The sequence below is a fragment of the Pseudomonas sp. zfem004 genome (assembly GCF_032621715.1).
GTDB classification, from domain to species: Bacteria; Pseudomonadota; Gammaproteobacteria; order Pseudomonadales; family Pseudomonadaceae; genus Aquipseudomonas; species Aquipseudomonas sichuanensis.
This window is the reverse complement of sequence record NZ_JAVYJF010000020.1, coordinates 40,163-61,488: the sequence shown is the minus strand read 5'-3', so window position 1 is coordinate 61,488 and position 21,326 is coordinate 40,163. Positions and strand designations below refer to the sequence as shown.

Genomic DNA, 21,326 nt, shown 5'->3' with positions numbered 1-21,326 from the left:
AGCCCTGTGCGATGATGGCTGCAGCAGTGGTAGGAGCGCCCGTCTCTTTTCTGGAAAAAGAGACGGGCGAGCGGTTGGCGCAAAACGTTGGCCGAGCAGGTTCGTTGCTGCAGGGCTAAAGGGTTAGCGGGCAGCCGCACTAGGCGGATTGTTTAGAGGGCGTCCATCATTCTGGCGAATGACCGTGCGAGCCTCCGGGCGCGAATCGCACTTTGGGATGAACCACCGGGTTAACGGCATGACCTTGAAGGCTCTGGTCATCTGGGGTGCTGCCTAAGGCAGCGCTTTGAACCTTCGTTCTATCTGTCACCGCGGCACGGGTCAATTGGTGAAGGGCACATGGAAATGCGCCAGATTCCACCTCTGGCGTGCTATGGAAGTCGGTGGGTGTCAGTGGCAAAGTGGCCGTTTGTCGCTTTTCTAGTGTTAGCCCGTGAGCATGGGGATGCGAAGCCTCCCCATGCTCACGGGCTTAGCCGGAGAAGCCAAAGTCGAGGCGAGTTGGCGACTGTCGCCATCCGCTCAGACGGCAAGGATGTAGATGGCGCGCGGTCTGTCGCCAGTGTCGCCGTTGTCGCCGCCCTATCGGATGGGTACTACGTTTCGATCCCTAGCCACATTCATCGCGCTGGCCGAGAGATTGCCCGTCGATGCCTTCAGAATGTACTCGCTCCACCAAGCCATCATCGGCCGCCGTCGCTCGATGTAGTCGGCCCGGTTGTAGGCACTGCGCACTTCATCCTTGTCGACGTGCGCCAACGCCACTTCGATGAGCTCCGGGTCCCACCCATGTTCATTCAAGATGGTGCTGGCCATCGAGCGCATGCCGTGGCTGACCAAGCGGTCCTGGAAGCCCATGCGTTTCAATGCCATGTTGGCGGTCTGGCTATTGGCATGAGTACGAGGGTTTCGGTCTGCGGGGAAGACGTATTCCCGATGACCACTGTGGGACTTCAGTATCTCCAGCAATGACATGGCTTGATCGCTCAACGGGATGCTGTGCGGGCGGCGCTTCTTCATCCGCTCCGGCGGGATGGTCCAGACACGCCTTTCAAAGTCGATGTCTGCCCAACGAGTAGTCGCCGCCTCAGCTGGGCGAGTCATGGTGTGCAACTGCCATTCGATCAGACAGCGGGTCGTGCGCTTGATACTGGCGTTCGCTATTTCCAGCATGAGCTCAGGAAGCTCCTCGGGTGGAAGCGCCGCCATGTTTTCTTTCTTCGGTTTCTTGAATACCGCCCGAATCCCACTGAGCGGGTTCGCGAAAATCATTCCCGAATTGACCCCGTAGGTCATGATCTCGTTGAGGCGCTGGCTAAGCCGCTTCACCGTTTCCAAGCTGCCTTTGGCTTCGATAGGGCGAAGGATCTTTATCACCATCGGTGCGCTGACTTCCGAGATCGGGGTCGATTTCATGCTCGGGAAAACGTGCAGCGTGAGTGAGCGCCAGATGTCCTCGGCATAGGCCGGCGTGACCGAGTCCTTTTTCAGCTCGAACCAGGCAGCGGCTACTTTCTCGAACGTATGTTCCGTCACGGCTAGCTTGGCCTGCGCGAGATCATTGCGCTGAGCTTTGGGGTCGATCCCCTGAGCAAGTACTTCCCTAGCCTCAACCGCTTTCCGCCGAGCTTGCGCCAGCGAGACCTCGGGATAGGAGCCGAGCGCCATGTTGATGCGATTCTTGGTGACCGGATGCCTGTAGTTGAAATTCCACTGCATCGAGCGGTTGACCCGGACGCGAAGCTGCAGGCCGTCGCCATCCGTGAGGACGTAGTCCTTGTCTTTGGGCTTGACCGACTTGAGCTGGCGGTCGGAGAGACGAGCTGTTTGAGCGCACATGGGAGAGGCTCCATGACACCTTTTGGTATTCCCAAGATTAGCCCCAGGTAGGCTGGAATACCACGGGGAATACCGGGATAGCTGGAACTCAAAAAACCATTGTGGCCCTCAAAAGAGCAGTAAACCCTTGATTTCACTGACTTCCAGGCACAAAAAAAGACGTCCGTGGACGTCTTTGTTTGATAATTTGGTGGAGCCGGGGGGATTTGAACCCCCGTCCGCCAGTACTCCGCTGTCGGTACTACATGCTTAGCCGTGTCTACTGATTTAATCCGCAGCCGCCCGACGGGCAGGGTGCTTTGGATGAGTTGGGTAAGTTTTAGTCGCTTCGCCCCCAACGTGCTGCACGACGATCCTGTTCTGTATGACAATCATTTCGGGTTTACAGGCATCCCCTGATGATTGCTGGAGCCGAAGCTACCAGGAGAGCGGGCTCAGCTGCTTACGCAGCGAGAGCGTAGCCCTCGTAGTTTTCGTCATTGGCAACTATAGAAAGTTGCAACAGTGGATTTACGAGTTCTGTTACCAACTCGGCATGCACCTAGAGTTTCGCTACCGGCGTCGAATCCTAATCGGCCCCACACTCAGCTCTAGCTGACCGTACCTTTCGGCACGTGAGGCGGAGTATACGCCCTTGAGCGGGCGGCGTCGACTGTCGCCGCCCTTCGCAGGGCTCAGGCACCGCTGCCGCTGGCGCCGTTGCCGCCTTTTTCGGTTTTCTCCAGGCGTTCGAGCACTTTGCTGGTGATGGCGATGCATTCCTTGGTGTCGCCCGAGGCCTGGGCGGCCTTGGCTTTGTCCACGTGTTCGGTGACGGCTTTATCCATGCCTTCGGAGGTGGCGCCGGCGGTGGCCATGGCGTCGTCGATCTTTTGCAGGTTGAGGGCGCACAGGTCGTCGGCGGCGAATACGGGCGAGGCCAGCAGGGTGGCGGCCGCGAACAGGGCGGATAGCGCAGTACCTTTCATGGGTGTCTCCTCGTGAGGCCTCGGGAAGGTGGGCCTGTTGGGTGGACTGTGCACGAATGAGCAGGGTTCAATTGGTTTGATGGTTGACCATCGCGGGGCAAGCCCGCTCCCACGTTCAGAAGTGAGGCGGGCTTGGGGCGTGGTTAGGTGCTGTGGCCCATGCCGAGCTCGAGGTCGTCGATCAGGGCCTTGGCCATGGCGCTGAGGATGCGGGCGGTGCCGCCGGCTATCAGGTCGCCTTCCATCTCGGCTTCGCAGGTGAGGTGGCGGATGCAGCCCAGCAATACCGACAGTTCGCTGAAGGCATGTTGGAAAGGGATGCCGGGCTGGATGCGGTAGAGCTCCAGGCAGGTGGTGGTGCCTGTGGTGCTCCAGTGGTCGGAGGGCTCGGTCATGGCTGCGCTCCTGTCTCGTGGCGGATCAGGGGGTAGAGCAGCTGGTTGAGGTAGATGCAGGTGTTCAGCAGGGTTTGGCGCTGTTCTTCGCTGTTGGTGTCGAAGTACATGTCGAGGACTTCGCGTAGGCAGCCCATCAGGGAGGTGGCTTCGGTGCGGGCGGCTTCGGGGGTGAGTTCGGGGGAGATGGACAGGTAAGGGAAGAAACGGGGTGGGTCGGGGACGATCTTTTTCATGTTCAACACTTCCGCGTAGTTCATGGAAGCTGCCGTCCATGCCTTTCTCACGGGACGAGGGGTGGCAGCCGTACACGGGGTGAGAAACCGACGCGGAAGTGAACCTCGGCCAGACCGAAGTCTGCCCGGGCACGGCTGCCATAACAGAGATGCCGTAGACTTTTCGCGTCGGGTTCTCACACCCGGTCACCAAATGTGGCGACTGGGTCAAGTTAGCCCTGAGGGATTTCCCCGACAACGCAGCAACTTCCGGCAGGTGCGTAGGATAGTTCCCAAGCCTTTTGGGCTGAAGCATTTGGTTGCAGGTTCGGAAATGTCTTACGGGTTTGACGGCCTCATCGCGGGGCAAGCCCGCTCCCACGTTCCCACGTTCCCACGTTCCCACGTTCCCACGCTCGCAGGTGCTCGCCTAGGCAGGCGTGGGAGCGGGCTTGCCCCGCGATGGGTATTTAAATGCTGCGTGCTCGCGTAACCCGATCCACCAGATACACCAACCCGTGATAGTCGATCCCGCTATGGCTCGACAGCCCAATCTCACAGGTACGGCTGGTAGAAATCCCTTCACTGCAATACTGCACCGCATCCTTGAGCGTACGCAGCGAGTGGGCATTGAGCTCGGGCGTGGTGAACCCCTTGTCGCCAGCAAACCCACAGCAATGGATACCTTCAGGAATCACCACATTCTTGCTGCAACGCCGCGCCAAATCGATCAGCGCCTGGCTCTCGCCCAGATGCTGGGTGCTGCAGGTCACATGCACGGCCACCGGTTCATCCTGGGGGGTGAACTCCAGCTTGTTGACCAGATGGGTACGGATAAACCGCACCGGGTCATAAAGGTCCAGCCGTGTTTCGCCAAGGTCCTGCACCAGGCGCAGGGTGCAGGGGCTGGTGTCGCAATAGATCGGATCAAGGCCGCCACGGCTGGCTTGCAGCAGGGCGGTAATCAACTCCTGGCGCTTGTGCTCGGCCTGCTCCGGGTAGCCCTTGGAGGCGAACGGCTGGCCGCAGCACAGGCTGTCGGCGTTGTCGGGGAACACTACCTGGTAACCGGCCTTTTCCAGCAGGGCGCGGGTCTTGTCCAGCAACGAACTTTGCTCGCGGTCGGCGTAAGCGGGGCCCATCACGCGGGAGACGCAGGCGGCCAGGTAGACCACGCGGGGGCGGGCGTCGTTGCTCGGCGCGTTCAGCGCGATGGCGCGCAGGGGCTGCGGCATGGCCGGGGTCCACTGCGGCAGGCGGCCTTTACTGGCTTTGCTCAGGCTGGCGCTGAGGCGGGCCATGCGTGGCGCGCCCAGCAGCTTGCGGGCGCCGTTGGCGGCGGCCAGGGTCAGGCGGGCGCCGCGCAGGGTGGCATGGAAGTGCTCGGCCAGCCAGTCGGCGGCCTTGGCGTGCTCGGCAGCCTGGCCGCGCAGCTTCTTAACCAGCTCGCCGGTGTTGATGCCCACCGGGCAGCGCTGGGCGCACAGGCCGGTGGCGGCGCAGGTGTCGATGCCCTGGTACTGGTAGGTCTGCAGCAGCTCGCGGGTGTCGACGCCGGCGCGCTTCTTGGCCTGGATATCGCGCCACATGACGATGCGCTGGCGCGGGCTGAGGGTGAGGCCTTTGGACGGGCATACCGGTTCACAGAAGCCGCACTCGATGCACTTGTCGACGATCTCGTCGGCGGCGGGCAGCGGCTTGAGGTTTTTCAGGTGGATGTCCGGGTCTTCGCTCAGCACCACGTCGGGGTTGAGGATGCCGTTGGGGTCGAGCAGGCGCTTGAGTTGCCACATCAGCTGGTAGGCGTCCTTGCCCCACTCCAGCTCGACGAAGGGCGCCATGTTGCGCCCGGTGCCGTGCTCGGCCTTGAGCGAGCCGCCGAACTCCACCGCCACCAGTTGTGCCACGTCGTCCATAAAGGCCTGGTAGCGCGCCACTTCCTCGGCGCTGTTGAAGCCCTGGGTGAAGACGAAGTGCAGGTTGCCTTCCAGGGCGTGGCCGAAAATGATCGCCTCGTCGTAGCGGTGCTTGTCGAACAGCTGGATCAGGCGGTTGACGCCTTCGGCCAGTTGCTCGATGGGGAAGGTGACGTCTTCGATGATCACGGTGGTGCCGGTCTGGCGCACGGCGCCGACGGCGGGGAAGGTGTCCTTGCGGATTTTCCACAGCTGGTTGTACACCGCCGGGTCTTCGCTGAACTCGACCTTCTGCTCCAGCGGGTAGTCGGCAATCGACGCCATCACCTGTTGCAGCTGCTCGTGCAGCAGGCTCTGGCTGGCGGCGCGGCACTCGATCAGCAGGGCGCAGGCGTTGGCCGAGAGGTCCTTGACCCACGCCGGCATGCCCGGCATCTCCTGCACTGAACGCAGGCTGCGGCGGTCGAGCAGCTCCACGGCGGACACCGGCTGGCGCTTGAGCACGGTCACGGCGCGGCAGCAGCTCTCCACAGTGGGGAACACCAGCAGGGCGCTGGCCTTGTGCGGGTGGTCGGGCACGGTGTCGTAGGTGACGGCGCTGATGAAGCCTAGGGTGCCTTCGGAGCCGACCAGCAGGTGCTGGAGGATATCGAGGGGCTGGTCGTAGTCCACCAGTGCGTTGAGTGACAGACCGGTCGTGTTCTTGAGCCGGTACTTGTGCCGGATGCGGTCGGCCAGTTCGGTGTTGGCGCGGGTTTCGCGGCCGAGGCGGGCGAGCGCTTGCAGCAAGTCGGCGTGGCTGTTTTCGAAGGCAGCGACGCTGGCCGGGTCTTCGCTGTCCAGGCGGGTGCCGTCGGCCAGCACCAGGCGCAGGCCGGCCAGGGTGTGGTAGGTGTTCTGCGCAGTGCCGCAGCACATGCCGCTGGCGTTGTTGGCGACGATGCCGCCGATCTTGCAGGCGTTGATCGAGGCCGGGTCGGGGCCGATCTTGCGCCCGTAAGGGGCCAGCCAGGCGTTAGCCTGGGCGCCGATCACGCCGGGTTGCAGGCGGATCTGCTCGCCCTGGCTGCGAATCTCCCGGCCGTTCCAGTTGTCGCCAAGCACGATCAGCACCGAGTCGCTGATGGCCTGGCCAGACAGGCTGGTGCCGGCGGCGCGGAAGGTGACTGGCACGCGCTCGCGCTGGGCCAGCTGGAGCAGGCCGACCACTTCGTCTTCGGACTCCACGCGCACCACCAGCTTGGGGATCAGCCGGTAGAAGCTGGCGTCGGTGCCGAAGGCCAGGGTCGAGGTGGGGTCGTCGAAGCGGCGTTCGGCGGGGATCAGGCGCTCGGCATCACGCAGGAACGCGGCGGGCAGGCTCATGCAGTCTCCTCGCGGGGCCGCGGCGTCTGGCGCGCGGCGTGCCCCGGGTATTCAGGCGGTAGCGGGCGCTCAGGCGCCCAGTTCGCGGACCAGCGAGTCGCGGGTGATCTCGCTGATGGACTTGGCGCCGGTCAGCACCATGGCCACGCGCATTTCCTTCTCGAACAGCTCCAGCAGGTTCTTCACCCCGGCCTCGCCGTGGGTGGCCAGGGCATAGAGGAAGGCGCGGCCGATCAGCACGGTGTCGGCGCCCAGGGCGATCATGCGCACCACGTCGAGGCCGCTGCGGATGCCGGAGTCGGCGAGGATCTTGATATCGCCCTTCACCGCGTCGGCAATGGCCGGCAGGGCGCGGGCGCTGGACAGCACGCCGTCGAGCTGGCGGCCGCCGTGGTTGGAGACGACGATGCCGTCGGCGCCGAACTTCACCGCGTCGCGGGCGTCATCGGCGTCGAGGATGCCCTTGATGATCATCGGGCCGTCCCAGAATTCGCGGATCCACTCCAGGTCTTTCCAGGAGATGGACGGGTCGAAGTTGTTGCCCAGCCAGCCGATGTAGTCGGCCAGGCCCGTGGGGTTGCCACGGTAGGCGGAGATGTTGCCCAGGTCGTGGGGGCGGCCCATCACGCCGACGTCCCAGGCCCATTGCGGGTGGGTCATGGCTTGCAGCACACGGCGCAGCGGGCCGTTGGCGCCGCTCATGCCGGAGTGGGCGTCGCGGTAGCGGGCGCCGGGCACGGGCATGTCGACGGTGAACACCAGGGTTTTCACGCCGGCGGCCTTGGCGCGCTCCAGGGCGTTGCGCATGAAGCCGCGGTCCTTGAGCACATACAGCTGGAACCACATGGGCCGGTTGATGGCCGGGGCCACTTCTTCGATCGGGCACACCGACACGGTGGACATGGTGAAGGGGATGCCGTGGGCGGCGGCGGCGCGGGCGGCCTGAACTTCGCCGCGGCGGGCGTACATGCCGGTGAGGCCGACCGGGGCCAGGGCCACGGGCATGCTCAGGGTTTCGTTGAAAAGCTGGGTCTCGAGGCTCAGCTCGGACATGTTGTTGAGCACGCGCTGGCGCAGGGCGATGCTGGCCAGGTCCGACACGTTGTGGCGCAGGGTGTGTTCGGCGTAGGCGCCGCCGTCGGCGTAGTGGAACAGGAAGGGGGGCAGCTTGCGTTGGGCCGCGGCGCGATAGTCGGTGGAGGCGGAAATGATCATGGATTCTCGCAGCGTGGGTTGAAGGAGATGCCGGGCGCAGTGGCGCGCCCGGCCCCTTTCACTTTAGTGATGAACCAGCATGCCGGTCAGCCAGTAAGCCTGGACCAGGGTGATCAGGCCGACGATGGTGGCGAAGAACAGGCTGTGCTTGACGGTGAAGCGGAACAGGTCGGATTCCTTGCCTACCAGGCCGGTGGCGGCGCAGGCCACGGCGATCGATTGCGGCGAGATCATCTTGCCGGTCACGCCGCCGCTGGTGTTGGCGGCTACCAGCAGGGTGTCGTTGACGCCGATCTGGTGCGCGGTGGTGGCCTGCAGCGAGCTGAACAGGGCGTTGGACGAGGTGTCGGAGCCGGTCAGGAACACGCCCAGCCAGCCGAGGAACGGCGAGAAGAACGGGAACGCGGCGCCGGTGCCGGCCAGTACCAGGGCCATGGTCGAAGACATGCCCGAGTAGTTGGTGACGAAGGCGAAGGCCAGCACCATGCCGATGGACAGGATCGGCCAGCGCAGCTCCCAGAAGGTTTCTTTGAAAGTGGTCAGACCAGTTTTGAAGTTGATCTTGAGCACGGCCATGGAGATCAGCGCGGAGAGGAAGATCGCGGTGCCGGTGGCGGAGATCGGGTCGAGCTTGAACACCGCGGGCATGGCGGTAGGTGCGGCAACGATCGGCGCGGTCTTGATCACCAGTTGGTCAAGGTGCGGGATGGCGAAGTTGAACACGAAGTTGTACATCGCGCCGCCCGGGGCGAATGCCGCCTTGAACGGCTTGAGGGTCCAGATGGTCACCAGCACGGTGAGGATCAGGAACGGCGACCAGGCCTTGAAGATCTCGCCGAAGCTGTAGGGGCTCGGCTGGCTGCCACCCGACTGCACCACGGCGGCGCCGACGCTGCCCTTGGCTTCGCTGAACGAGCGCTTGGGCTGCCAGACTTTGAGGAACAGGGTCAGGGCGATCAGGCTGGCCAGGGCCGAGGTGATGTCGGGCAGCTCTGGGCCAATGAAGTTGGAGGTGAAGTACTGGGTGACGGCGAAGCTCAGGCCGGCGACCAGGGCGGCAGGCCAGGTTTCCTTCACGCCGCGCAGGCCGTCCATCATGAACACCAGCCAGAACGGCACGAACAGCGACAGCAGCGGCAGCTGGCGGCCGGTCATGGCGCCGATGTGGAAGGCGTCGATGCCGGTCACTTGGCCGGCGACGATGATCGGGATGCCGAGGGCGCCGAAGGCCACCGGGGCGGTGTTGGCGATCAGGCACAGGCCGGCGGCGTACAGCGGGTTGAAGCCCAGGCCCACCAGCAGCGCGGCGGTGATGGCCACGGGGGCGCCGAAGCCGGCGGCGCCTTCGAGGAAGGCACCGAAGCAGAAGCCGATCAGCAGCACTTGCAGGCGCTGGTCGTCGGTGATCGACAGCACCGAGCTGCGGATTACTTCGAACTGGCCGCTCTTGACCGTGAGTTTGTAGAGGAACACCGCGGCAACGATGATCCAGGCAATCGGCCAGAGGCCGTAGAGGAAGCCATAGCCCGCGGCGGCGAAGGCCATATCGACAGGCATCTGGAAGGCGAAGATCGCCACCAGGATCGACAGCGCGAGGGTGATGCTGCCGGCGACGTGGCCCTTGAGGCGGAACACGGCGAGGGCAAGGAAGAAGAATACGATAGGGATGACCGCCGCCAGTGCGGACAGACCAAGACTACCAAGCGGGCTATAGAGTTGTTGCCAGGTTTGCATATGGGGTGGCCCCTAATTTTTGTTGGTAAGGCACTGGCATTGGATAATTGGTAAGACCAATTTACAATGACTGGTCGCTAGGTTAAAAGCGCCATTGCGGGTGTGTCAATTTGTCCCGTGCAAAACTTTGGTCGGACGCCGATGAGCGGGCACCTGATGGGTGGCTAAAATCGCCGGCTGATGGGTGTCGGCACAGGCCGGATAGGCGCAGAATAGGCGCCCCCGGGATCCGCACGCCGGGGTTTGTGGAGAGCATGTAGATGGTTTTTGATCAGGTCCGCCAACGGCGCCTGTCCGACGACATCGTCGATCGGTTGGAGGGGATGATTCTGGAAGGCACGCTGACTTCGGGGCAGCGGCTGCCGGCCGAGCGCGCACTGGCCGAGCAGTTCGGCGTGTCCCGTCCGTCGTTGCGTGAGGCGATCCAGAAACTGGTGGCCAAGGGGTTGCTGGTCAGCCGCCAGGGCGGTGGCAACTTTGTCGCCGAGTCGCTGGGGTCGACCTTCAGCGACCCTTTGCTCAAGTTGCTCGAGGGTAGCCCGCAGGCGCAGCATGACTTGCTGGAGTTTCGCCACACTCTGGAGGCGTCATGTGCCTATTACGCGGCGCAGCGTGCCACCGGGCCGGACCGCGAGCGGTTGAAGGTGGCCTTCGATGCCTTGCAGGATTGCTACAACCGGGTTGACGAGGTCAGCCGGGCGGAGGAGGGCGCGGCCGATGCAAACTTCCACCTGGCCATCGCCGAGGCCAGCCACAATGCCGTGCTGCTGCATACCATTCGTGGGTTGTTCGACCTGCTCAAGCGCAACGTGGTGACCAACATTGGCGGTATGTACCGGCAGCGCAGCGAGACGCGCGACATGCTGATCGGGCAGCACCGTGAGCTGTACGAGGCGATTGTCGAGGGGCGTGCGGAGGATGCGCGGGAGGTTTCCAGCCGGCACATTCTGTATGTGCAGGAGGTGCTGGAAGAGGCGCAGGAAGAAGCCCAGCGGGTGGCCCGGGCGGAGCGGCGCAGCGGGCGCTGATGTTTGCGCACCGTGGGAGCGGGCTTGCCCCGCGATGGCGCCAGCAGGGGCAACAGTGCTTCCTGGCCTGGCGCCATCGCGGGGCAAGCCCGCTCCCACGAGGGTAAGGCAGAGTTTTACTCTTCCTTGCCCTTGTTGCGCATGGTGCGCTGCAGCTCGCGGTTGGAATCGCGTTCGCGCACGGTGTCGCGCTTGTCGAATTCCTTCTTGCCCTTGCCGAGTGCGATCTCGCACTTGATCAGGTGCTTGCTCCAGTACAGCGACATCGCCACGCAGGTATAGCCCTTCTGCGCCACGGCCGCTTCGAGGCGCTCAAGCTCGCGCTTGTTCAGCAGCAGCTTGCGTGTGCGGATCGGGTCGGCGATGACGTGGGTGCTGGCGGTGGTCAGCGGGGTGATGTGGCTGCCGAACAGCCAGGCTTCGCCATCCTTGAGCAGCACGTAGCTGTCGGTCAGGTGCGCCTTGCCGGCCCGCAGGCTCTTTACTTCCCAACCGGACAGGACCAGCCCGGCCTCGAACTTGTGTTCGATGAAGTAATCGTGTCGCGCCTTCTTGTTTTGCGCGATGGTCCCGGTCGGATGTTTCTTTTGCTTAGCCATAGGGGCGGCATTATAGGGAGTCGCCGCGTCCTCGGCTATGGGGTTTAGGTGCGCTTGAGCCTGTTGTGTGAATCCCGGACAATGCAGCCCTTGTTCTGATCAACAGAATCGTATTCGAGGCGCTATGTAGCGCTGCCGTCCCGTTTGGAAGTGACGCCTGGATGACTACCCATATTCAACGTTCCGCCCTGCTGCCTTACCCTGCCCAGGCGCTCTACGACCTGGTCAACGATGTGGCCAGCTACCCGGCGTTTTTGCCCTGGTGCTCGGCCTCGACGGTGATCGAGAGCAGCGACACGCACATGCGCGCCAAGCTTGAAGTGGCCAAGGGGGGCATCAGCCAGCACTTCGTCACCCGTAATGTGCTGGTGCCGGGGCAGTCGATCGAAATGAACCTTGAAGAGGGGCCGTTCACCCAGCTGCATGGCTTGTGGGTGTTCAAGCCGCTGGGCGAGAAGGCCTGCAAGATCAGCCTCGACCTGTCGTTCGACTATGCCGGTGCTTTGGTGCGCGCAACCTTGGGGCCACTGTTCAATCAGGCTGCCAACACCATGGTCGATGCGTTCTGCGAGCGTGCCAAGCAACTGCATGCCTGAGGTGTCGGCCGTCAGTTAAGCTTGCCAGGCAGTCGCGCAATAAAAAGCCCGGACAGTGTCCGGGCTTTTTCCTTGTCGCCTGCTGTTATTGCGGCGAGGTGTCCAGCGGTGCTGGCGTCGGGACCGGGGTGGTCTCGATGGTGTCGATCTCTTTTTGCAGGGTTTCTTCCAGCGAGCCTGGCTTGGCCGGTTTTTCCGGTTGCTGGCTTGGCTGGTGCGCCGGGCTGACCGTGGTGTCGCCGCTGCCGCCGAGGATTTCCTGGTCGCGGCTGACGCCTGGCATGAAGTCGCCGGCCAGGCTGACCAGCTGGTCGCTGTCGTTGAAGAAGATGCTCATGCGCTCTTGCTGACGCTCACCGCCACCAGGCTGCAGGCTGTACAGGTAGTCCCAGCGATTGGTGTGGAAGGGGTCCTGGATCAGCGGGTTGCCCATGATAAACCTTACTTGTCGACGGGTCATTCCCGGGCGTAATTGGTCTATCATGTCCTGCGTGACGACATTGCCCTGCTGGATGTCGATTTTGTAAACCCCGGGAAACGAGCAACCGGCGAGTGCGAGCAGTCCCACAAGGGTGAGGCTGGTTAGCAAGAGCTTGGTGTTTTGCATCGGTGGGCGACTTCCACTATCTTGGCTGGACAACGTAAACCCCGATCATACCCGTATTAAGAGAAGCTGCGAAGCAGCATCGGCGAGAAAGCTGACCATGGTTGAAAATAGCGAATTGCGCAAAGCGGGCCTCAAGGTAACCCTGCCTCGAGTCAAGATTCTTCAGATGCTCGACTCCGCCGAGCAGCGTCACATGAGTGCCGAGGATGTCTACAAGGCGCTGATGGAAGCGGGCGAAGATGTCGGCCTGGCGACCGTGTACCGTGTGCTGACTCAGTTCGAAGCGGCGGGCCTGGTGGAGCGCCACAACTTCGATGGCGGCCATGCAGTGTTCGAGCTGGCAGATGGCAAGCACCACGATCACATGGTCAATGTGGACAGCGGTGAAGTCATTGAATTCTTCGATGCCGAAATCGAGAAGCGCCAGAAAGAGATCGTTGCCGAGCACGGCTTCGAACTGGTGGACCACAATCTGGTTCTCTATGTGCGTAAAAAGAAGTAACGATTTAGCTCGTTATTGACGACAAAGGCGACCTTCGGGTCGCCTTTGTGCTTTCGGGGATGTGGTTGAGGGTGGCGTGGGAGCGAGCTTGCCTCGCGATGGCGTTGTGTTGCTGTTGGCGCTATCGCGGGGCAAGCCCGCTCCCACGGATTGCGCGATCTCAGGTTTTGCTGGTCACCACCATCTTGCGCGCATGGGCCAAGGACTCTTTGGTCAGGTCGATGCCGCCAAGCATCCGCGCCACTTCCTCGACCCGCTCGCGCTTGGCCAGGCAGGCCACGGCGGTGTGGGTGGTGTCGCTGTTGCGCACCTTGTGCACGAACAGGTGGTGATGCCCCTGCGCCGCTACCTGCGGCAGGTGGGTCACGGTCAGTACCTGGCCGCGTTCACCCAGGCGGCGCAGCAATTGGCCGACGATCTCGGCGGTGGGGCCGCCGATGCCGACGTCCACTTCGTCGAACACCAGCGTGGGGATGCGTGAGGTCTGTGCGGTGATCACCTGGATCGCCAGGCTGATACGCGACAGCTCACCGCCCGAAGCCACCTTGGCCAAGGCCTTGAGTGGCTGGCCTGGGTTGGCGCTGACCAGTAGCTCGACCTGCTCCAGCCCGTGGGGTGAGAGGTCGCCATTGTCGAAGGGGGTAAGCGCGATGCAGAAGCGCCCGCCCGGCATGCCCAGGCGTTGGATTTCCTGCTCCACGGCAGTGGCCAGCTGTTTGGCGGCCTGTTCACGCAGGGCGCTCAGCTCGCGGGCCCGCTCTTTATAGTGCTGGGCAAAGGCTGCCAGCTCTTCGCCCAGGCGCTCGATCGATTCATCGCTGGCGTTCAGGCCTTCGATCTCTTCCATCAGGCGTTGCTGCAACTGCGGCAGTTCGGTGGGGTGCACGCGGTGCTTGCGGGCGAGGGTATAGATAGTGTCGAGCCGCTCTTCAAGCGCCTGCAGGCGCAGCGGGTCGGCATCGAAGTTGTCGAGGAAGCGGTTCAGTTCACCGACGGCTTCTTCCACCTGGATTTGTGCGCTGGCGATCAGGTTGACCGCCTCGCCCAGGGCTCTGGGCGCATTGCTGACTGCCGTGAGGCGGTTGAGGCTGACGGTCAGGGCGCTGAGTACGTTGCCCGAGTCGCTTTCGCTGCACTGGTCGATGACCTGGCGGCAGATGCCGAAGAGCGCCTCGGCGTTGGTCAGGTTCTTGTGTTCCTGCTCTAGCAGCTCCAGCTCGTTTTCGCCGAGCCCGAGGTTGTCCAGTTCTTCGAGCTGGTAGCTCAGCAGTTGGTGGCGTGCGCGCTGCTCGTCGCCGGAATTGCTCAGACGCTCGAGCTCCTGGCGGGTCTGGCTCCAGCGCTTGGCTGCAAGCTGTACCTGGCGTGCCAGGTCGATGGCGCCGGCATACTCGTCCACCAGGCGGCGGTGAGTGTCGGTTTTGAGCAGGGACTGATGTTCGTGCTGGCTGTGGATGTCGATCAGCAGCTCGCCCAGGGCCTTGAGGTCGCCGAGCGGGCAGGGTGTGCCATTGATGTAGCCGCGGCTGCGGCCTTCGGCGGTGATCACCCGGCGCAGGATGCAGGGGCCGTCGCTTTCGAGGTCGCGTTCGGCGAGCCAGCCATGGGCTTCGGGGATGTCCACCAGGTCGAAGGTGGCGAGTATGTCTGCCTTGTCTGCGCCGGGGCGTACCACGCCACTGTCGGCACGATCACCCAGCGCCAGGCCGAGGGCGTCGAGCATGATCGACTTGCCGGCACCGGTTTCGCCGGTAATGACGGACATACCGCGGGCGAGTTCGAGGTCGAGGTGTTCGACGATGGCGTAGTTGTGAATGGACAGGTGCACCAGCATGTGGGCGGCTCCCGAAGGTTTGGTCTGGATATTTATACAGTGCTTTTTGCTGGTCTGACAATGCCCGGCTGATGAATGTGGATTTCCCGCTCAGCCCTTGAACCTGGTTTTTCCGACCCCATATAGCCGGCAAGACACGGCGAGCCTGGCTCGCACAACAGAAATTGTGGAGGAGATACCCAATGGCTGACGAACAGCTGGATGAAAAGAACCTGAATCCCGAAGAGGCCGTTGCCGCTACCGCCGACGCCCGCATTCTGGAACTCGAGGAGCAGCTGGCCGCCGCCAAGGATCAGTCCCTGCGTGTCGCTGCAGAAGCGCAGAACGGCATTCGCCGTGCCGAGCAGGAAGTCGACAAGGCCCGCAAGTTCGCCCTCGAGAAGTTCGCTGGCGACCTGCTGCCGGTCATCGACAGCCTGGAACTGGCCCTGGCGCACTCCAGTGCCGAAGACGAACAGGTCAAGACCATCCGTGATGGCGTAGAGCTGACCCTGAAGATGTTCCAGGACACCCTCAAACGCTACAACCTCGAAGCCATCGACCCGCACGGCCAGCCGTTCAATGCCGAGCACCACCAGGCGATGGCCATGCAGGAAAACGCCGAGGTCGAGCCGAACAGCGTGCTGAACGTGTTCCAGAAGGGTTACCTGCTCAACGGCCGTCTGCTGCGCCCCGCCATGGTGGTGGTCAGCAAGGCGCCGGCGGCACCTCAGCCTTCTATCAACGAGAAGGCTTGAAATCCTGCTGGGTACCCCCATCTAGGTGTCAAGCACTCAAGTATTTCCGCAGTCGTCTGGTCTAGTCGCTGCGAACAAATTCAAGTTTCGGGAGAGTTAACATGGGCAAAATCATCGGTATCGACCTGGGGACCACCAACTCCTGCGTCTCCGTGCTGGAAAACGGCACCGCCAAAGTCATCGAGAACGCCGAAGGCGCGCGTACCACTCCTTCGATCATCGCCTACGCCAACGACGGCGAGATCCTGGTTGGTCAGTCGGCCAAGCGCCAGGCGGTCACCAACCCGCACAACACCCTGTTCGCGGTGAAGCGCCTGATCGGCCGTCGCTTCGAAGAAGACGTCGTGCAGAAAGACATCAAGCTGGTGCCTTACAAGATCGTCAAGGCCAACAATGGTGACGCTTGGGTCGAGGCTGCCGACAAGCAGATGGCTCCGCCGCAGATCAGCGCCGAAGTCCTGAAAAAGATGAAGAAGACCGCCGAAGACTACCTCGGCGAGCCGGTTACCGAAGCGGTCATCACCGTTCCGGCCTACTTCAACGACAGCCAGCGTCAGGCGACCAAGGACGCCGGCCGCATCGCTGGCCTGGACGTAAAACGTATCATCAACGAACCGACCGCAGCCGCGCTGGCCTACGGCATGGACAAGGGCAAGGGCGACCACACCGTCATCGTCTATGACCTGGGTGGCGGTACCTTCGACGTGTCGGTCATCGAAATCGCCGAAGTCGACGGTGAGCACCAGTTCGAAGTACTGGCCACCAACGGCGACACCTTCCTGGGTGGCGAAGACTTCGACATGCGCCTGATCGACTACCTCGTCGACGAGTTCAAGAAAGAGTCCGGCATGGACCTGAAGAACGATCCCCTGGCCCTGCAGCGTCTGAAAGAAGCCGCTGAAAAAGCCAAGATCGAGCTGTCGTCCGCTCAGTCGACCGACGTCAACCTGCCGTACATCACTGCAGATGCCACCGGTCCTAAGCACCTGAACGTGAAGATCTCCCGCGCCAAGCTGGAGTCGCTGGTCGAAGACCTGGTCAACCGTACCATCGAGCCATGCCGCATCGCCCTGAAAGACGCCGGCATCGAAACTAGCAAGATCGACGACGTGATCCTGGTCGGTGGCCAGACCCGTATGCCGATGGTACAGAAGGCCGTTGCCGAGTTCTTTGGCAAAGAAGCGCGTAAAGACGTCAACCCGGACGAAGCCGTCGCCATGGGCGCCGCCATCCAGGGCGCCGTTCTGGCCGGTGACGTGAAGGACGTGCTGCTGCTGGACGTCAGCCCGCTGACCCTGGGTATCGAAACCATGGGTGGCGTGATGACCGCGCTGATCGAGAAGAACACCACCATCCCGACCAAGAAGTCGCAGGTGTTCTCGACCGCCGACGACAACCAGGGCGCCGTGACCATCCACGTGCTGCAGGGCGAGCGCAAGCAAGCTTCGCAGAACAAGTCGCTGGGCAAGTTCGACCTGGCTGACATTCCGCCAGCACCACGCGGCGTGCCGCAAATCGAAGTGACCTTCGACATCGACGCCAACGGCATCCTGCACGTCGGCGCCAAAGACAAGGCCACCGGCAAGGCTCAGTCGATCGTGATCAAGGCCAACTCCGGCCTGTCCGACGAAGAAATCGAAAAAATGGTGCGTGACGCTGAGGCCAACGCCGAGGAAGACCGCAAGTTCGAAGAGCTGGCCGCTGCCCGTAACCAGGGCGACGCGCTGGTGCACTCGACCCGCAAGATGGTCAATGAGGCCGGTGACAAGGTCACTGCCGAAGAGAAGACCGCCATCGAAGCGGCCGTGGTTGCCCTGGAAGCCGCCGTCAAAGGCGACGACAAGGCTGCCATCGATGCCAAGGTCGAGGAGCTGTCCAAGGTCTCCGCGCCGGTTGCCCAGAAGATGTACGCAGAGCAGGCCGAGCAGCCGCAGGGCGGCGCCCAGCAGCAGGCCGAGCCGGAAGCCAAGCACGATGACGTGGTTGACGCCGAGTTCGAAGAAGTGAAAGACAACAACAAGCAGTAATGCCTGCATGTTGTCGGCCAGCTCAGCGGCGTTTGCCGGTGAGCTGGTAGGATGTCGCCGCGCGGGGGCTTGCTCCCGCGTTGGCGTGTCTGGAACACGAGAATTATTTACAGCATCTGTCTGGGCGCATTCGCGTATGGCGGCAGGTGCTGACGGCACGACGCAATGATTGCGCACCGTGTGCCGAACGCCCACAAGAGTGCAAATGACCTATGGCAAAGCGTGATTTTTATGAGGTCCTGGGTGTCGAGCGAGGCGCCAGCGAAGGTGATCTCAAGAAGGCCTATCGCCGCCTGGCGATGAAGTACCACCCGGACCGCAACCCTGGTGACAAAGCGTCGGAAGACAGCTTCAAGGAGGCCAACGAGGCCTACGAAGTGTTGTCCGATGCCAGCAAGCGCGCGGCGTACGACCAGTACGGCCACGCCGGCGTCGACCCAAGCATGGGCGGCGGTGGTGCGGGCTTCGGCGGCGCCAACTTCTCCGACATCTTCGGCGATGTCTTCAGCGATTTCTTTGGTGGCGGCCGTGGTGGCTCGCGTGGCGGCGCTCAGCGCGGCAGCGACCTGCGCTACACCCTCGAACTGAACCTTGAAGAAGCGGTGCGTGGCACCACGGTCAGCATTCGCGTGCCTACCCTGGTCAACTGCGCGCCGTGCGACGGTTCGGGTGCCAAGAAGGGCTCGACCCCGTCGACCTGCCCGACCTGTGGCGGTATCGGCCAGGTGCGCATGCAGCAGGGCTTCTTCTCGGTGCAGCAGACCTGCCCGCGCTGCCATGGCCAGGGCAAGATCATCACCGACCCTTGCAATTCCTGCCATGGCGAAGGCCGTGTCGAGGAATACAAGACCTTGTCGGTCAAGGTGCCGGCTGGCGTCGATACCGGCGACCGCATTCGCCTGTCCGGCGAAGGCGAGGCGGGTGCCCATGGCGGCCCGACCGGCGACCTGTACGTGGTGATCAACGTGCGTGAGCACGGGATCTTCCAGCGCGACGGCAAGCACCTGTACTGCGAAGTGCCGATCAGCTACACCGACGCAGCCCTGGGCGGCGAGCTGGAAGTGCCGACCCTGGACGGCCGCGTGAAGCTGAAGATCCCGGAAGGCACCCAGACCGGCAAGCAGTTCCGTCTGCGCGGCAAAGGTGTGGCGCCAGTGCGTGGCGGTGCGGCGGGTGACCTGCTGTGCCGCGTGGCGGTGGAAACCCCGGTCAACCTCAGCCGTCGCCAGCGCGAGCTGCTCGAAGAGCTGCGCGCCTCCCTTGAGGGCGACAGCTCCCACTCGCCCAAGGCCAGTGGCTGGTTCGAAGGCGTGAAGCGCTTCTTCGGCGATCTCTGACAAGGAACAGGCTATGCGACGTATTGCAGTGATGGGCGCAGCAGGGCGGATGGGCAAGACCCTCGTCGAGGCGGTGCAGCAACAGGCGCCACAGGCAGGCCTGACGGCGGCGATCGATCGCCCCGACAGCTCGCTGGTCGGGGCGGATGCCGGTGAGCTGGCGGCCCTGGGCCGCATCGGCGTGACGATCTGCGACGACCTGGCCAAGGTGGTCGACGAGTTCGATGTGCTGATCGACTTCACCCACCCTTCGGTGACCCTGAAGAACCTGGCGTTCTGCCGCAAGGCGGGCAAGGCCATGGTCATCGGCACCACCGGTTTCACGCCGGAAGAGAAAGAGCAGTTGGCCGAGGCGGGCAAGGAAATCCCGATCGTCTTCGCCGCCAACTTCAGTGTGGGCGTCAACCTGAGCCTCAAGCTGCTGGACATGGCGGCCCGGGTGCTGGGTGATGACGTGGATATCGAGATCATCGAGGCGCACCATCGGCACAAGGTCGATGCGCCTTCGGGCACCGCGTTGCGCATGGGTGAAGTGGTCGCCAATGCGCTGGGGCGTGACCTGCAGGAAGTGGCGGTCTATGGCCGTGAAGGCCAGACCGGCGCCCGTGACCGCAAGACCATCGGTTTTGCCACGGTGCGTGCCGGTGACGTGGTCGGTGATCACACCGTGCTGTTCGCCGCCGAAGGCGAGCGCCTGGAGATCACTCACAAGGCGTCGAGCCGCATGACCTTCGCCAAGGGCGCGGTGCGTGCCGCGCTGTGGCTGGATGGGCGCGAGCCTGGGCTGTACGACATGCAGGATGTGCTCGAGCTGCATTGATCTGCGGGTGCAGGCCTTTGCGGGTAAGGAGCTCTGTGGGAGCGGGCTTGCCCCGCGATGCGTATGCCCGGCCTGTGTTGCCTGCAGGCCTGGCGCAATCGCGGGGCAAGCCCGCTCCCACGGATCACCATCACGTCCAGTCAGCGATTTTGTCGCAATCATGTGTTTTAGAGACACATCTGCGGTAGACCCAAAACGCACTTTTCTGTAAGCTACAGCTTTAGTGTGTCCACTAAAAGCGCGCAGCGAATTGAATTCAGCACATGAAAGCGGGGTGACGTGTCCATACGTCACTCCGCTTTTTTGCAACCTGCGATCGCCCTTTCATGCTTGATCTACGGGAGGTCTTCTTGACAAAGCCAGCCATACTCGCCCTTGCCGACGGCAGTATTTTTCGCGGTGAAGCCATCGGTGCCGACGGTCAGACCGTTGGTGAGGTGGTGTTCAACACTGCTATGACCGGCTACCAGGAAATCCTTACAGACCCTTCCTATGCCCAGCAAATCGTTACCCTGACCTACCCGCACATCGGCAACACCGGCACCACGCCGGAAGACGCCGAGTCGAACCGCGTCTGGTCCGCCGGCCTGGTCATCCGTGACCTGCCGCTGCTGGCCAGCAACTGGCGTAACACCCAGTCGCTGCCTGACTACCTCAAGGCCAACAATGTCGTCGCCATCGCTGGCATCGACACCCGTCGCCTGACCCGTATCCTGCGTGAAAAGGGCGCTCAGAACGGCTGCATCCTCGCCGGTGACAACATCACCGAAGAGCAGGCCATCGCCGCCGCCCGCGGCTTCCCGGGCCTGAAAGGCATGGACCTGGCCAAGGTGGTTTCCACCAAGGAACGCTACGAGTGGCGCTCCAGCGTGTGGGAGCTGAAAACCGACAGCCACCCGACCATCGAAGCCGCCGACCTGCCGTACCACGTGGTTGCCTTCGACTACGGCGTCAAGCTGAACATCCTGCGCATGCTGGTTGCCCGCGGCTGCCGCGTGACCGTGGTGCCGGCACAAACCCCGGCCAGCGAAGTGCTCGCGCTCAACCCCGATGGCGTGTTCCTGTCCAACGGCCCTGGCGATCCGGAGCCATGCGACTACGCCATCCAGGCGATCAAAGAGATCCTCGACACCGAGATCCCGGTGTTCGGCATCTGCCTCGGCCACCAGCTGCTGGCCCTGGCCTCCGGCGCCAAGACCGTGAAGATGGGCCACGGCCACCACGGTGCCAACCACCCGGTCCAGGACCTGGACACCGGCGTGGTCATGATCACCAGCCAGAACCACGGTTTCGCCGTTGACGAAGCCACACTGCCGGCTAACGTGCGCGCCATCCACAAGTCGCTGTTCGACGGCACCCTGCAGGGTATCGAGCGCACCGACAAGAGCGCGTTCAGCTTCCAGGGCCACCCTGAAGCGAGCCCAGGCCCGACCGACGTCGCGCCACTGTTCGATCGTTTCATCGATGCCATGGCCAAGCGCCGCTGAGCATCCTGCTGCAAGGCCCCGGGGCGGCGTGTGCCGCGCCCGGAAGCGCCTGACCCAGATTGTTCAAGACGGCTTGCCGACTGACCCGCGGATTTGAGTGACAAC

Annotated in this window: 18 protein-coding genes and 1 other RNA gene; 8 read left to right on the top strand and 11 right to left on the bottom strand. The window is 63.0% G+C overall.

Annotation, left to right across the window (positions count from 1 at the left end; translation table 11 throughout):
- Positions 1-582: 582 nt before the first annotated feature.
- The 8 genes from RTH46_RS20360 to RTH46_RS20325 form a co-directional block, all read right to left on the bottom strand.
- Entirely contained in the window at positions 583-1,839 is a 1,257-nt protein-coding gene (locus tag RTH46_RS20360; RefSeq protein ID WP_316906430.1) for an integrase domain-containing protein, read from the bottom strand.
- Between the two features lie 188 nt (positions 1,840-2,027).
- Positions 2,028-2,419, bottom strand: a transfer-messenger RNA (tmRNA) gene (gene ssrA / locus RTH46_RS20355).
- A gap of 94 nt (positions 2,420-2,513) precedes the next feature.
- Positions 2,514-2,807 carry a hypothetical protein gene (locus RTH46_RS20350; RefSeq protein WP_279848084.1) on the bottom strand — a complete coding sequence of 98 codons (294 nt, stop codon included), beginning with the start codon at positions 2,805-2,807 and terminating at the stop codon, positions 2,514-2,516.
- 143 nt (positions 2,808-2,950) lie between these two features.
- On the bottom strand, positions 2,951-3,202 hold the full coding sequence (locus RTH46_RS20345; RefSeq protein ID WP_316906429.1) for a DUF3077 domain-containing protein: 252 nt from the start codon (positions 3,200-3,202) through the stop codon (positions 2,951-2,953).
- Positions 3,199-3,438 carry a hypothetical protein gene (locus tag RTH46_RS20340; protein WP_316906428.1) on the bottom strand — a complete coding sequence of 80 codons (240 nt, stop codon included), beginning with the start codon at positions 3,436-3,438 and terminating at the stop codon, positions 3,199-3,201. The genes RTH46_RS20345 and RTH46_RS20340 overlap by 4 nt, the downstream gene beginning before the upstream one ends.
- Positions 3,439-3,887: 449 nt before the next feature.
- Positions 3,888-6,698: an FAD-binding and (Fe-S)-binding domain-containing protein gene (locus RTH46_RS20335; protein WP_153788102.1), complete on the bottom strand. Its 2,811-nt coding sequence runs from the start codon at positions 6,696-6,698 to the stop codon at positions 3,888-3,890.
- 69 nt (positions 6,699-6,767) lie between these two features.
- Positions 6,768-7,913 (bottom strand): FMN-dependent L-lactate dehydrogenase LldD, encoded by a 1,146-nt coding sequence (lldD, locus tag RTH46_RS20330; protein ID WP_153788103.1) that lies wholly within the window; start codon positions 7,911-7,913, stop codon positions 6,768-6,770.
- A gap of 63 nt (positions 7,914-7,976) precedes the next feature.
- Complete coding sequence (locus RTH46_RS20325; RefSeq protein WP_316906427.1) at positions 7,977-9,647, bottom strand: lactate permease LctP family transporter; 1,671 nt, start codon at positions 9,645-9,647, stop codon at positions 7,977-7,979.
- Between the two features lie 260 nt (positions 9,648-9,907).
- Here RTH46_RS20325 and RTH46_RS20320 point away from each other — a divergent pair, with 260 nt between their 5' ends.
- Positions 9,908-10,675, top strand: a complete 768-nt coding sequence (locus RTH46_RS20320) for an FCD domain-containing protein (protein WP_153788105.1) — start codon at positions 9,908-9,910, stop codon at positions 10,673-10,675.
- A 116-nt stretch (positions 10,676-10,791) separates the two neighbouring features.
- Here RTH46_RS20320 and smpB read toward each other — a convergent pair whose 3' ends face one another.
- Positions 10,792-11,274: an SsrA-binding protein SmpB gene (smpB, locus tag RTH46_RS20315; protein WP_011532120.1), complete on the bottom strand. Its 483-nt coding sequence runs from the start codon at positions 11,272-11,274 to the stop codon at positions 10,792-10,794.
- A 161-nt stretch (positions 11,275-11,435) separates the two neighbouring features.
- Between smpB and RTH46_RS20310 the strand changes: the two genes are divergently transcribed.
- Entirely contained in the window at positions 11,436-11,870 is a 435-nt protein-coding gene (locus RTH46_RS20310; RefSeq protein WP_153784956.1) for a type II toxin-antitoxin system RatA family toxin, read from the top strand.
- Between the two features lie 85 nt (positions 11,871-11,955).
- Here the strand turns inward: RTH46_RS20310 and RTH46_RS20305 are convergent, their stop codons facing one another.
- The gene (locus RTH46_RS20305) at positions 11,956-12,477 is read right to left on the bottom strand and encodes an outer membrane protein assembly factor BamE (RefSeq protein ID WP_279847559.1); all 522 of its coding nucleotides are present in this window, start codon (positions 12,475-12,477) and stop codon (positions 11,956-11,958) included.
- Positions 12,478-12,574: 97 nt separating this feature from the next.
- Between RTH46_RS20305 and fur the strand changes: the two genes are divergently transcribed.
- Entirely contained in the window at positions 12,575-12,979 is a 405-nt protein-coding gene (gene fur / locus RTH46_RS20300; protein ID WP_028691268.1) for a ferric iron uptake transcriptional regulator, read from the top strand.
- 160 nt (positions 12,980-13,139) lie between these two features.
- Here fur and recN read toward each other — a convergent pair whose 3' ends face one another.
- Positions 13,140-14,813, bottom strand: a complete 1,674-nt coding sequence (recN, locus tag RTH46_RS20295; protein ID WP_316906426.1) for a DNA repair protein RecN — start codon at positions 14,811-14,813, stop codon at positions 13,140-13,142.
- A 182-nt stretch (positions 14,814-14,995) separates the two neighbouring features.
- Here recN and grpE point away from each other — a divergent pair, with 182 nt between their 5' ends.
- The 5 genes from grpE (at position 14,996) to carA (ending at position 21,221) form a co-directional block, all read left to right on the top strand.
- Entirely contained in the window at positions 14,996-15,550 is a 555-nt protein-coding gene (grpE, locus tag RTH46_RS20290; RefSeq protein ID WP_153784953.1) for a nucleotide exchange factor GrpE, read from the top strand.
- Between the two features lie 101 nt (positions 15,551-15,651).
- Positions 15,652-17,577, top strand: a complete 1,926-nt coding sequence (dnaK, locus tag RTH46_RS20285; RefSeq protein ID WP_316906425.1) for a molecular chaperone DnaK — start codon at positions 15,652-15,654, stop codon at positions 17,575-17,577.
- A gap of 212 nt (positions 17,578-17,789) precedes the next feature.
- Entirely contained in the window at positions 17,790-18,914 is a 1,125-nt protein-coding gene (gene dnaJ / locus RTH46_RS20280) for a molecular chaperone DnaJ (RefSeq protein WP_110995198.1), read from the top strand.
- A gap of 13 nt (positions 18,915-18,927) precedes the next feature.
- Positions 18,928-19,734 carry a 4-hydroxy-tetrahydrodipicolinate reductase gene (gene dapB, locus RTH46_RS20275; protein WP_316906424.1) on the top strand — a complete coding sequence of 269 codons (807 nt, stop codon included), beginning with the start codon at positions 18,928-18,930 and terminating at the stop codon, positions 19,732-19,734.
- Positions 19,735-20,084: 350 nt separating this feature from the next.
- Positions 20,085-21,221, top strand: coding sequence for a glutamine-hydrolyzing carbamoyl-phosphate synthase small subunit (gene carA / locus RTH46_RS20270; protein WP_153784951.1), 1,137 nt, complete (start codon positions 20,085-20,087; stop codon positions 21,219-21,221).
- The last annotated feature ends 105 nt before the right edge of the window (positions 21,222-21,326 follow it).